This window comes from Mesorhizobium sp. ISC11 (assembly GCF_037162595.1).
GTDB classification, from domain to species: domain Bacteria; phylum Pseudomonadota; class Alphaproteobacteria; order Rhizobiales; family Rhizobiaceae; genus Mesorhizobium; species Mesorhizobium ciceri.
Window position 1 is genome coordinate 3,013,410 of sequence record NZ_JAVSPW010000001.1, and the last position, 12,365, is coordinate 3,025,774.

Annotated in this window: 13 protein-coding genes; 2 read left to right on the forward strand and 11 right to left on the reverse strand. The window is 63.2% G+C overall.

The window, feature by feature from the left end:
• Positions 1 to 7: 7 nt before the first annotated feature.
• The 6 genes from RPF88_RS15000 to RPF88_RS15025 form a co-directional block, all read right to left on the reverse strand.
• Positions 8 to 607: a F0F1 ATP synthase subunit B gene (locus RPF88_RS15000; RefSeq protein WP_013532842.1), complete on the reverse strand. Its 600-nt coding sequence runs from the start codon at positions 605 to 607 to the stop codon at positions 8 to 10.
• Between the two features lie 63 nt (positions 608 to 670).
• Complete coding sequence (locus tag RPF88_RS15005) at positions 671 to 895, reverse strand: F0F1 ATP synthase subunit C (RefSeq protein ID WP_006206606.1); 225 nt, start codon at positions 893 to 895, stop codon at positions 671 to 673.
• An 85-nt stretch (positions 896 to 980) separates the two neighbouring features.
• Positions 981 to 1,739, reverse strand: coding sequence for a F0F1 ATP synthase subunit A (locus RPF88_RS15010; protein ID WP_013532843.1), 759 nt, complete (start codon positions 1,737 to 1,739; stop codon positions 981 to 983).
• Between the two features lie 59 nt (positions 1,740 to 1,798).
• The gene (locus RPF88_RS15015; RefSeq protein WP_013532844.1) at positions 1,799 to 2,206 is read right to left on the reverse strand and encodes an AtpZ/AtpI family protein; all 408 of its coding nucleotides are present in this window, start codon (positions 2,204 to 2,206) and stop codon (positions 1,799 to 1,801) included.
• Between the two features lie 254 nt (positions 2,207 to 2,460).
• Positions 2,461 to 3,645, reverse strand: coding sequence for a cell wall hydrolase (locus RPF88_RS15020; protein ID WP_063167648.1), 1,185 nt, complete (start codon positions 3,643 to 3,645; stop codon positions 2,461 to 2,463).
• Between the two features lie 145 nt (positions 3,646 to 3,790).
• Entirely contained in the window at positions 3,791 to 5,080 is a 1,290-nt protein-coding gene (locus RPF88_RS15025) for an MFS transporter (RefSeq protein WP_063167647.1), read from the reverse strand.
• A gap of 119 nt (positions 5,081 to 5,199) precedes the next feature.
• Here RPF88_RS15025 and RPF88_RS15030 point away from each other — a divergent pair, with 119 nt between their 5' ends.
• On the forward strand, positions 5,200 to 6,108 hold the full coding sequence (locus tag RPF88_RS15030) for a LysR substrate-binding domain-containing protein (protein ID WP_013532847.1): 909 nt from the start codon (positions 5,200 to 5,202) through the stop codon (positions 6,106 to 6,108).
• 32 nt (positions 6,109 to 6,140) lie between these two features.
• Here the strand turns inward: RPF88_RS15030 and der are convergent, their stop codons facing one another.
• Positions 6,141 to 7,574, reverse strand: coding sequence for a ribosome biogenesis GTPase Der (gene der / locus RPF88_RS15035; protein WP_013532848.1), 1,434 nt, complete (start codon positions 7,572 to 7,574; stop codon positions 6,141 to 6,143).
• Positions 7,571 to 8,236, reverse strand: a complete 666-nt coding sequence (locus RPF88_RS15040) for a tetratricopeptide repeat protein (protein ID WP_063167646.1) — start codon at positions 8,234 to 8,236, stop codon at positions 7,571 to 7,573. Before RPF88_RS15040 ends, der begins: the two co-directional genes overlap by 4 nt.
• A 212-nt stretch (positions 8,237 to 8,448) precedes the next feature.
• Between RPF88_RS15040 and RPF88_RS15045 the strand changes: the two genes are divergently transcribed.
• Entirely contained in the window at positions 8,449 to 9,456 is a 1,008-nt protein-coding gene (locus tag RPF88_RS15045) for a polysaccharide deacetylase family protein (protein WP_013532850.1), read from the forward strand.
• Positions 9,457 to 9,489: 33 nt separating this feature from the next.
• Here the strand turns inward: RPF88_RS15045 and sbmA are convergent, their stop codons facing one another.
• The 3 genes from sbmA to RPF88_RS15060 form a co-directional block, all read right to left on the reverse strand.
• Entirely contained in the window at positions 9,490 to 10,749 is a 1,260-nt protein-coding gene (gene sbmA, locus RPF88_RS15050) for a peptide antibiotic transporter SbmA (RefSeq protein WP_013532851.1), read from the reverse strand.
• A 113-nt stretch (positions 10,750 to 10,862) separates the two neighbouring features.
• The gene (locus RPF88_RS15055) at positions 10,863 to 12,023 is read right to left on the reverse strand and encodes a YbfB/YjiJ family MFS transporter (protein WP_224674046.1); all 1,161 of its coding nucleotides are present in this window, start codon (positions 12,021 to 12,023) and stop codon (positions 10,863 to 10,865) included.
• Between the two features lie 116 nt (positions 12,024 to 12,139).
• The gene (locus RPF88_RS15060; RefSeq protein WP_063167643.1) at positions 12,140 to 12,361 is read right to left on the reverse strand and encodes a hypothetical protein; all 222 of its coding nucleotides are present in this window, start codon (positions 12,359 to 12,361) and stop codon (positions 12,140 to 12,142) included.
• Positions 12,362 to 12,365: the final 4 nt, after the last annotated feature.

Here is a 12,365-nt window from a genome sequence, read left to right on the forward strand (position 1 = left end):
GCGCTCCTCACCGGGCCACGGATTTGACCGCGGCCGCGATCTCGGCCTTGCTGGCCTTGCCGCCAACCAGAGCCTCGACGATCGCCGAAGCGGTGTCCTCGGCGATGCTGCCGACTTCCTTCATGGCATTGGCCTTGATGGAAGAAATGCGGGCTTCGGCTTCGCCAAGCTTCGCGTCGAGCGCAGCCTCGACCTTCTTGCGAGCGGTGTCGGCCTCGGCCTTGGCAGCGTCGTTGGCCTGCTGGCCGATCGCGTTGGCCTTGGTCTTGGCTTCCGCCAGTTCCTGCTCGTAGGCAGCAACGGCGGCGTCGGCCTCGCCCTTCAACCTGGCCGCCTGGTCGAGGTCCTGCGTGATGCGATCGTTGCGGACATCGATGATGCCGCCGACGCGCGGCATCACCACCCGCTTCAGGAAGAGATAGAACAGCCCGAAGGTGATCGCCAGCCACAGAAGCTGCGACGGGAACGTCGCCGGATCGAATGGCGGAAACGTGCCATGCGCTTCAGCAGGCACGCTGGTGCCGGAATGCGTGTCGCCTTCCGTCGCAGCGTGGCTGGTATCGGCTGATGGCGCGGACTCTTGCGCAAAGGCAGATGTCACGAACATGGACTATCCCCGAAATTCAGGCCCGCCGCTTGCGCGGCCGGCCTGTCCAATCTTCCCGAGTGCTCAGCCGAACAGGGCCAGAAGCGCGATGAGAAGCGAGAAGATGCCCAGAGCTTCGGTCACGGCAAAGCCGAAGATCAGACGGCCGAACTGGCCATCGGCGGCCGACGGGTTGCGCAGTGCGCCCGCCAGGTAGCTGCCGAAGATGTTGCCGAGGCCAATGCCCGCGCCACCCATGCCCAGGCAAGCGATGCCGGCGCCGATGTACTTTGCTGCTTCTGCGTCCATTTGTTCAACTCCTTTGGATCTAAAATTCCGTTGCGATTCCATCCGGCGCCAATGTTGGAAATCTTTGGGCCGGAAACTTTTGGACCTAGTGCCCTGGATGCAGGGCGTCGTTGAGATACATGCAGGTCAACACGGCAAAGACGTAGGCCTGCAGGAAGGCGACCAGCAGTTCCAGTGCCGTCAGCGCCACCGCCATCGCCAGAGGCAGGATCGAGCCGGCGACGCCAACCGCGCCGAGCGCGCTCAGGCTGACGACGAAGCCGGAGAACACCTTCAGCGTGATGTGGCCGGCGAGCATGTTGGCGAACAGACGAACCGAGAGGCTGACCGGGCGCGACACGAAGGAGATTACTTCGATCAGCACCACGAGAGGCAGCAGGAAGACCGGCACGCCGTGCGGCACGAACAGTTTCAGGAAGCCAAGACCATGCTTCATGAAGCCGTAGACGACCACGGTTGCGATCACCAGCACGGCAAGGCCGAAGGTGACGATAATGTGGCTGGTGACGGTGAAGAAATAGGGGAACAGGCCAAGCAGATTGGCGACGAGCACGAACATGAACAGCGAGAACACGAGAGGGAAGAACTTCATGCCCTGCGTGCCGGCGGCGTCGCGCAACATGTTGCCGACAAACTCGTACGCCATCTCGGAGACCGACTGAAGCCGCCCGGGAACCAGGCTGCGGCTCGACGTCGTGAGAAACAGGAATCCAGCCGCGACGATCACGGTTGCGACCATGAACAGCGCCGAATTGGTGAAAGACAGGTCATAGCCGCCGATGTCGATCGGAATCAGCTTGTTGATATGGAACTGGTGGATCGGATCGACCTTGTCAGCTGCCACGTTCAAACCCCGTCAATGCCGCGTACGGCCTCGTTACCATTACCGCACATGGTGCGCGGTCATTTCTTGTCGTCTTGGCCACGGCGCGATTTATCGCCCTGTCCAAATTCTGCCACGACGCCGGCGGAACGCATCACATTGAGCACTCCGGCGCCAAAACCAAGCAGCAGAAACACGATCAGACCCCATGGCGATGTCCCCGCCAGACGGTCGATGACCCAGCCGATGCCGGCACCCACCACCACCCCGGCGATAAACTCGCTGGAGAGTTTGAGCGCCTGACCATAACCGGCCACACTGCCCGCTTTCGCGTCGTCTTTCCCCTCGAGCCGGCCCGGCCGCCTTGTCGCAAGCGAAGCTTCAAGGTCACGGCGGCGGCGCTCAAGATCGTCGTCGCGGATGTCGGGTTCATGCTGATTGCCGCGGCCGGTTTCTCCGGTTCCGTCTGGCCCATTCTTGTCGGCCATCGCAACCCCCCTGCCCGGTCAGACCGTCACCGTCCGTCCGCTTCTAAAGTCGCCGGCAACATAGTTAGAGGGTTTGCGCCCGTCAAGCCACGGGCGGAAGTTCATTGCCATGTATTTTAGGCAATAAAATCAATGAATTACGAAGGTGCGACATCGTGCCCGCCAGGATGACGAGGATGCATGGCGCGAATCCCCCGCGCAATGGCTCTTTGATCGGCTGCGCGCCACATCAAGGATCAGCGGCTGCTCCGCACTCAGCTCCAGCCGCCGCCATAGGTCCGATAGAAGATATGCAGGCCGATCTTGGTCATCTTCTGCATCGTGCGCGCCCAGCCGGGGTGGACATATTGGGCATAGTAGTGGGTCGACGATCCGACTTCCGGAATGAAGATCTTGCCGGCGGTGACGGCCATGGCGATCTCCTGGGCGGTCTTGTAGGCGGCTGGGCTATCGATGCGCTTCTTCCTGCCGTCGCAGGCGAAGGAGAACTGGCAACGGTTGAACCAGCTGTCGTTCTGGTAGACGACGCCGCAGATCGAATTCGGATAGGTCGGATTGCGGACGCGGTTGAGGATGACCTGAGCGACAGCGGCTTGGCCGCGCACGGATTCGCTCCTCGCCTCGAAATAGATTCCGTTGGCAAGGCATGCCTGCTCCTTCTTGGAGAAGACACTCGCCGGCAGCGGGTTCTGGATCCACGAATGATCGCCCTTGGCCATCGGCGGAATGAAGCGGCCCTCATTGGGCTGCTCGTCCTGAAGCAGGGCCTCGAAGGGCGATGCCTTGGCATAGTCCGGCTCGGATTGCGCATAGGCGGTGGCCAGCACATCCGGATGGTCGTTGTTGACCAGCGCCGCCAGCATGGCCGGCACGCCGGGATCCGGCTTCTTGTCCTCGCGCGCATGGAATGCCGCGGCGATCTGGATTTCCTTGCCTTTGATCTGCGGCTTGGCGAAAGCCATTTTCAGGCCGCTGTCCATGCTGGGTCGCAGCAAGGAGGAGGTGCGCTCGAAGATCGAGCCGGCGTTGAAGTTCTTCGGGGGTGCGACGGGAGACATCTGGACGATGCGCCCTTTCTTCTCGGCGCGCACGACGCGGTCCTCATCGGGCGTGGCGCTGACCTTGCCGCCCTTGCCGCGAAACGACACGTTGCCGACACCGGCCAGGTGGACGCCCGATCCGGAAATGGAGCCGGTGACATCGGAATCGACAAAGGGCATCTCGGCCGCGTGGGTCGAGCCGGCGACGGATTTCTCGACATAGGAATTCCAGCGCGTGCTCGATGCTTCGAGGCCGGAAACGAGGCTCGTCATGTCCTGATAGGCGGCGACGGTCGGAAAGCCGATCCAGATGCCGAAACCGATGACGAGCGGACCCAGAAAGCCACGTTTTCTCTCACCGGCGGCGGCAACCAGCCGCTTCAACACACGTCGATGCACGGAACTCTCTCCAGGAACGCTACAGACCCCACTGGAGAGCAAAATGATGCATTAACCTTGATGGGACGTTAACGGATTCGATCGGGTTTTCCCGGTCGGCCCGAGGTCGTGGTTGCGAAGTCGGGCGATTTTGCGGCCGGACCATTCAGGCCGGGCGCAGGAAGATCGGCCGGGCGATCAGCGCGCAGATGGCGGCCGCCAGCCAGACGCCGGACCAGGACCAGAGGTGCAAGAGCCCCGGAATGGCCACCGGCACCAGGAAGAAGCCGACGAAAACAAAGGTGTTGGCAAGGCTGAGCGCGGTTCCGACATGGCCGGCGCCGGCAAGGGTGGCAAGCTCGGTGTAGGCGACGCCGTGCCAGGCGGAGACAGAGATGCCTGCGACAATAAGCACGACCGGAAGAACCGCCGACCAGATGAGCTGGCCGCCCGGAATGGTTGGGCCGAACAGGACCAGCAGCCAAAGCATGGCGAAGGCAAGGGCGCTGAACGCGCTGCACAGGCGAAGAAATTGGCGGCGGTTGCCATAACGGTCGGTGAAGCGGCCGCTCCAGATGCGCATGACCATGGCGCTGATCTGCACCGCGGCGAGGCTGGCACTGATTGCCGCCGTTCCCAACCCAACGAAGTCGTGCAGGAATACGGAGGCGAAGGTGAGCACGGCCACCTGCGGAAAGCAGAGCAGGCCGATGGCGGTCGCGATACGCCAGACGTCGCGATTGCGCAGCGGCGCCGGTCCGGCCACAGCCGAAGCGGGATGGCCCTCGCCCGCCGTCGGCGGCTCGTGCAGCCAGCGCCAGGCGAACAGGGCAGACAGAGCGGATGCACCCGCCAGGACTCCGAACACCGCGGCAAAGCCGAAAGCCAGCGCAAGCGAGGGCAGCACGAGCGCGCCAAGGCCGCCGCCAAGCGGCACCGCCGTCTGCCTGATGCTCATGGCGAAGCCGCGCTCGTTTTCCCGGAACCAGCCCATGATGGCGCGGCCGCTCGAACCGTTGACGCTGCCGCCGAGCAATCCGGTGATGAATAGGCTCGTGGAGAGCAGCGTGACATCGGGAGTACCGGTCCTTGTCGGCACGACCAGCATCGCCATGACCAGGAGCCACGCCGCCGTCGCGCCGAGCCCGATCAACAGCACGCGGCGGTCGCCCCAGCGATCGGTGAGCAAGCCCCAGGGCAGTTCGCTGAGCGCGACCCCAAGCCCGAGAAGGCCGAGCGCCAGACCGAGTTCGGCATTGCCTAGGTGATAGCCCTGGCGAAGAACGACCGCCGTCGCCGGGATGCCGGAGAACGTAGCCGAGAAGGCGGCATTGGCGGCAACGCCGATGCCCAGGACTTTCCAGCGATGGCCCGGCGTGAACACCCTCCCGGTGGAACCGGTATCTTCCAGAAGTTCCGACGGCTGCCGGTCGGTGCAATTGACAATGGCGGACATGACTTCATTTCCCGTGCTGGCCAGCGGTCCGGCCTTGACGATCTGTCCCTACCGCCATAATTTCGTCCTGAAAATCAGGAAGTTTTGAACTTACAATCCTGAAAATCGGGACTTCCAACATGCGACGCGTGACATTCGACCTCGACGTCCTGCGCAGTTTCGTCACCGGCATGGAGCTGGGTAGCTTTGCCAAGGCCGCTGACCGGCTTGGCCGGTCGACGTCGGCGGTCAGCGCGCAATTGAAGAAACTGGAAGAACAGGCGGCGACGCCGATCTTCCGCAAATCAGGACGCGGCCTCGCTTTGACCGAGGCAGGCGAGACCATGCTCGGCTATGCGCGCAGGCTGATCGAATTGAATGACGAGGCGGCATCCGCCATCCACGGTGTCGAGCTGGAAGGCTGGGTACGGCTCGGCTTGCAGGAAGATTTCGGCGAGGCGGTGCTGCCGGACGTGCTCGGCCGATTTGCCCGGGCGCACCCCAAGGTGAAGATCGAAGCCAGGATCGCACGCAGCCACGACCTTGCCGAAAGGGTCCTGTCAGGCAGCCTCGATATCGCGCTCGCCTGGCACTGCGGCGAAACGCTGCCCTACAGCCAGCATGTCGCCGATGTGCCGATGCGCTGGATCGGGCCGGCAAAGCGTATCGAGACCAGCCTGCGCAACAGTGAGCCGCTGCCGCTGGTGGCGCTCGAAGCGCCATGCCTTCTGCGCACGGTGGCAACCGAAACGCTCGACCGCGCCGGCCTGTCGTGGCGGATGGCCTTTTCCAGCCCGAGCCTTGGCGGCATCTGGGCAGCCGTGGCGGCGGGGCTGGGGCTGACAATCCGCACCGACATCGGCCTGCCGGCCAGCGTCAGCGCGATGACGCCGGAGATCGCCGGGCTGCCGGCATTGCCCAAAATGGCGTTGGTGCTGCACCAGAAGGATGCTGAACTGGATCCGGTGGCAGCGCGGCTGGCCGACATATTGCTGCAGGCGGCGTTGCAGGCGCTGCCACGGGACGAGCGGTTGAAGGAGGTCGCTTAGACAGCCGGAACAGGTATCCAGCGCCCGACCGCTTATTTACGCTTGTTCGACCTGCCGGCGAACGGATTGTCCGACGTGCGCAGCGCGATGCGGATCGGCACGCCGGGCATATCGAAGGCTTCGCGCAGGCTGTTGGAGAGATAGCGGACATAGGATTGCGGCATCGCATCGGGCCGCGAGCACTGGACAACGAAACCCGGCGGCCGGGTCTTGGCCTGGGTGACGTATTTGACCTTCAGCCGGCGCCCTGCCACGGCAGGCGGCGGATGGTGTGCCAGGATGCCTTCCAGCCAGCGGTTGAGCTTGCCAGTCGAGACGCGGCTGTTCCATACCTTGTGGGTCCTGATGACGGCATCCATCAGCTTGTCGAGGCCGCGCCCGGTCTCGCCGGAGACAGGTACGGCCTGCAGGCCGCGCGCCTGGGGAAGAAGCCGTTCCGTCTTCTCGCGCAGTTCGGCCAGAAGCTCCTGGGGATGGTCGATCAGGTCCCATTTGTTGAAGGCGATCACCGGCGCCCGGCCTTCCCTGATGATCAGGTCGGCGATCTGCAGATCCTGCTTCTCGAAGGGAATGGTGGCGTCGAGCACGATGATGACGATCTCGGCGAAGCGGATGGCGCGCAGGCCGTCCTGCACCGACATCACTTCGAGCTTTTCGTGAATCCTGGCCTTGCGGCGCATGCCGGCCGTATCGAACAGCTTCAGGCGGCGGCCATGCCAATCCCAATCGACCGAGATCGAATCACGGGTGATGCCGGCTTCCGGTCCGGTGAGCAGCCGCTCTTCGCCGATCAGCGCGTTGATCAGCGTCGACTTGCCGGCATTGGGACGGCCGACGACGGCGATGCGCATCGGTTTGGTGTCGTCATAGGTGTGCTCGGCATCCGGATCGGCGATATCCTCGCCGATCAGCACCTCGCCGGCAGCGATCTCTTCGTCTTCGCCATCTTCGTCTTCGCCGAAGGCGCGCGCTTCGCCGAGCGCGCCGATCACGGCGTCGCGCAAATCGGGCATGCCCTGGCCATGCTCGGCCGAAACCGGGATCGGCTCGCCAAGGCCGAGCTCCCAGGCTTCCAGCATACCGCCCTGGGCGCCCTTCGCCTCGGCCTTGTTGGCGACCAGCACGACCGGCTTGCCGGACTTGCGCACGATCTCGGCGAAGGTCCTGTCGTCAGGCAAAAGGCCGGACTTGGCATCGATGGTGAAGAAGATCAGGTCGGCCTCGCGGATAGCGATCTCGGTCTGCGCACGCATGCGGCCGGGCAAGGTCGAGGCACCAGCGTCCTCGAAGCCGGCGGTGTCGATGACATCGAAATGCAGGTCGTAGAGCTTGGCGGCGTGGACGCGACGGTCGCGGGTGACGCCCGGCGTGTCGTCGACAAGCGCCAGCTTTCTTCCCACCAGCCGATTGAAGAGAGTCGATTTGCCGACGTTAGGTCTGCCGATGATGGCGACTTTGAAGGTCACGACGCACTGCCCGACCCGCGGATCAGCTCGGACATCAATGTTGCGCGCTCGCGGGTGTTGCGCGGGGCGCCGTCATCGGCGGCGATCTGGTCGAACAGTTTCAGCGCATCCTGCGTCTTGCCTTCCTTCCAGGCGGAAAGGCCGAGCGCCTCGCGCGCCGTGTGGCGCAGCGTGTTGGTGTCGGATGTCAGCGCTTCGATACGGCTGGACACGTCGGCGAACGAGCCATGGTCGACGAGCAGCAGCGCTGCCCGCAGCCGCGCCATGTCGCGAATGCTCTGGGGAATGGCCGTGTCGGCGGCGACTTCGTCGAAATCCTTGACGGCGGCGGGAACGTCGCCCTTGTTCGCCTTGACGGTCGCGCCGCGCATGCGTGCGAGCAGCGGATAGGCGCCGTAGCCATCCTTCTCCAACTGATCGAGCGCGGTCAGCGCCTCATCGTTCTTGCCGTCATTGGCAAGCTTCAGCGCCTGCGAGAACGCATCGCCCGAGCGGTTGGCGCGCGTCTCGTCCCAATAGCGATAGCCGACGAAGGCTGCGGTGCCGAGCACCACGAGGATCGCAACGACAATCAGGGCTGGGCCAAAACGGTCCCACAGCGCCTGCGCCTGTTCGCGACGGATCTCGTCGTTGACTTCACGGATAAAACTGTCGTCGGACATCAAATCAAACCATTCCTGCCCGGTCGGGCCTTTGTCAGCCCGCGTTTTAGCGAAATTTTGCCGGCATGGAAGGGGTTCGACCGGAAAATCGCTATTGTCCGGGGCAAACGGATGTTTGCCCCGGACGAGCAGCCGAAGAGGCCCATCGCACCCGCGCCACATTTAGGCGATAGCCGGCTTGCAGACGTTCCCCGAGTTAAGATCAGATTCCTATGCTTCGTCCGTTCCGCGTTGTTGCGTTTTCGCTTGCCGCGCTCGTCACTGCCGGCGTGGCTCTGGCCGACCCGCCCGCGCCACCGGTGCCGGCAAAGCCCAAGCAGGTCGTCATCATCTCGTTCGACAGCGCCCGCGACATTTCGCAGTGGAAGCGCAGTCGAGCACTGGCTGAGCGCACCGGGGCACATTTCACCTATTTTCTGTCCTGCGTCTTCCTGCTGTCGACGGAAACACGCAAGGAATACACCGCACCCGGCAGAAGCGCCGGGAAATCCAATATCGGCTTTGCCGCCTCGAAACAGGAAGTCACCGACCGGCTCGAGCAGATCGGGCTTGCCGCGCATGAGGGCCACGACATCGCCAGCCATGGCTGCGGCCATTTCGACGGCAAGGACTGGAGCAAGGCCGACTGGCTGAAAGAGTTCGGTTCGTTCGAGCACATTCTCGAGAACGCCTATGCCATCAACGGCATTGCGCCCGAGCCTGAGGGCTGGCGCGATTTCGCACGGCATGCGGTTGTCGGTTTTCGCGCGCCGTATCTGTCGACGGGCAAGGCGCTCTATGAAGCGCTGCCGGCCGCCGGCTATCAATTCGACGCCAGCGGCGTCTCGCAGGGCCCCGCCCGACCGACGGCCAGCAACGGCGTCATGCACTTTTCGCTGCCGCAGATTCCAGAAGGACCGAAGTCACGGCCGGTGATCGCCATGGACTACAATCTCTATGTCAGGCATTCCGGCGGCTTCGAACGGCCAAGCCAAGCGGGCGAGTTCGCCAACCGGACCTATGATGCCTTCCGCGCCGCCTTCGACAAGCAGTATGCCGGCAAGCGCATTCCGCTGGAGCTCGGCTTCCACTTCGCGCTGATGAATGACGGCGCCTACTGGAACGCGCTGGAGCGCTTTGCCGGCGAGGTCTGCGTCAAGGCCGATGTCGAATGCATCAGTTTTCGCGATTATGTTTCGCGCCAGGATGCCGGCCAGAGGCAGGTCTCGGTCGGCGGCTGAGCCGCCAACCCGGTTCGTTTCCAACCTCGATCTTTAGGCCGGATCCTCAGCGCCCTGCCTTGCCAGATAGCGCTGGTCGATATCGGGCAGCGGCTCGCCTTGCAGCGTCGCCTCGAAGGCGCGCAGGCGCTTGTGGACCGATTGCAGCTCGACGATGGTCGACCAGGAGGTGAGCAGAAACTGCAGTGAACCGGTCACCTTGCCGAATGCGTTCGAAATCTGGTTCAGCGCGCCGAACGTGATCTTGTGCGCCACCAGCGAGGGACCGAGGATCAGCAGCGAGAAAATGTTGTCGGCCTGCAGGTAGGTGTAACGGACGACGTTGAAATAGATGTAGTGGAAATAGAGCCTGAAATAATTGTGGCGAACATTCTCGAACAGCTCGGCCGTGGTGGCCGGCTGGGCCCGGTCCGCGTGATCCTCGCCGTAGACGAGTTCCTTGCGGTAGGCTGCCTCAACGCGCTGGTTGCGGAACTGCAGCCCTGGAAGTTTCAGACCTGCAACCATGACCGAGATCGTCCCGAACAGACACCAGGCAAGGGCTGCGACAACCAATGGCTGTGGAATCGCGCCGATAATCGGCAACTCGGTGATATGGGCCTGCAACTGGATCATGACCGGCAGGAATGCGATCAACGTCATAATCGACTGGACGAAGCTGGAGCCGAGATCTTCCATGATCTGCGAGAACCGCATCGTGTCTTCCTGGATGCGCTGCGAGGCACCCTCGATATGGCGTAGCCTGCCCCAATTCTCGACGAAGTAGTTGTTCATCGCCGTGCGCCAACGGAAGATCCAGTGACTGACGATGAAGGCGTTGACCACCTGCACATTCATGCCGACCAGGGCGAGCCACGAAAAATCAGCCAATCCGATATAAAATTCGCTGTTGGTCGACTTTCCAGTCCCCGACATTAGCCCCTGCACATAGTCGAAGAAAGGCCCATACCAGGCGTTGACGGCGACGCTGACCTGCACATTGAAATAGATGAAGAACAGGATGACCGCGGTCATCAGGATCGACCAGCGTTGCCATGGATGCGGCGAATACCAGCTCCAGAATGCGTAGAAGACGAGCACGCAGAACGCGAAATAGAGATAGAACCAGAGGAACGGCTTCGATACGAGGATGGCGATGCCGATGATGGGCGGCGCGCCGGCCGCGGCGGGCGGCAATCCGAAAACCGTACCTAATTGTTCACCACCGAAGAACCAGAACAGGATCGCCGCAAGGCTCCAGACGGCGGCCGAAGTGAAGAACAGCTTCGGCTGCGGGAAAAAGGATACGAACACTGTGGCGAATTCCTCGATCTAGGCACAAATCAGCTGACGACAGCGGGCATAAAGTCACACATTAGTGGGAAAGAAAATGCCCGTGCCCGATGCCCGGCACAGCAAGCTCACAATCATGGCGATTTTGGCGCAGCCGACCATGTGATGGCGCCGGAGACGACCAGCACGATCGCGGCTGTGATCGAGGCGAGGAAGAAATCGCCGGACATCTGCGCCAGAAACCCGGCGGCGACCGGCCCGATGATCTGGCCAAGGCCGAACGCAGCCGTCATCAGGGCGAATATCCGCCGCGGCGCGCTTGGCGCCTGCTGCCGGGCGGCCTGCAGGCCAAATGCGGTGATGGCAATGAAGGTGCCACCGAGCAGCACGCCGGCAAGCAGCGGCCCGGTGGCGCCGCCGATGGCGACGCTGGCGGTGACGCCGGCAACTTCGATGAAGCACGCCAGCGCATAGGCGGCATAAAGGCCGGTCCGGGCCGCGATCTTCTGCCAGAGCCAGACTGAGGGAAAGCCCGCAAGACCGGCGACCATCCACACCATGGCCTCGAAGACGCGGCTGCCGCCGCCTTGCCGGACGATGGCGACCAGGAATGTCGCCGTCACCACATAGCCAAAGCCGAACAGGCCGTAGGCGACGATGACCTTGACCAACGACCGGTCCATCCGCAGTGCCGGCTCGCGGGTGGCTTCGCCGTTGCCGAGCGGACCCTCATTGGCCAACAGCGCAACGAGGACGAAACCACAGGCCGAAATCGCCGCCGACCACAGCCAGCCTGCAGCCCAGCCCGAATGCTCGGCGACCAGCACCGCCATCATCGCCGCCGATGCCGCTATGCCGAGCCCGACGCCGCCGAAATGCCAGGCCTGCAGGTCGTTGCGACCGGCAGCCGCGATGTGGCTGAAAACGATGCTGGCCATGAACACCATGACGAAGGCGCTGGCCAGACCGGCCAGAAAGCGGATAGCGAGAAAGGCCGTCATCGCTTCGGTCAGCCCCATCAGCGCGGCAAGGACCGTACTGGCGCCAAGCCCCGCCAGCATCAGCAGGCGCTCGCGCCCATGCGCCCAGCCGCCCGCCGCTGCCAACGCGCCGACGAGATAACCGAGATAATTGGCCGACGCGATCCAACCGGCATCGGCAGGCGACAGATGCAATTCCTGCATCATGCCGGGCAGGATCGGCGTGTAGACGAAACGGCCGATGCCCATGGCAACCGCCATGGCAATCATGCCGGCGAAGGCGAAACGCAGCGCTGTCGAGGTGGCTGATGTCATTGCACTGCACAATAAGTGCAGGGGTCGCTGAAACAATCGCCATCTGTTGGGCCAGCGCGTGCGCGGGACGTGGTGCTCGCCTCGACTTTCCTCAAGCCGGAACGCTTGGCGGCTGCTCAGCAGCGGCCGCCGGCGTGCAACGGGGCCGTCTCGTGCACTGTCCGCCGTGCCGTCAGCCTGAACGGCACATCGCCCAGTTCGCGTTCCGACATGGTGTTCAGCACCGGATGCGAAAGCGGATCGGTCAGCCATCTCTGCGTTTCGCTGTCCGGGTGCGGCTCATACGGCGTACTCGCAGCGAAAAAGACCTTCAGCGACGACGACAAGATCCTCAGCATTTCC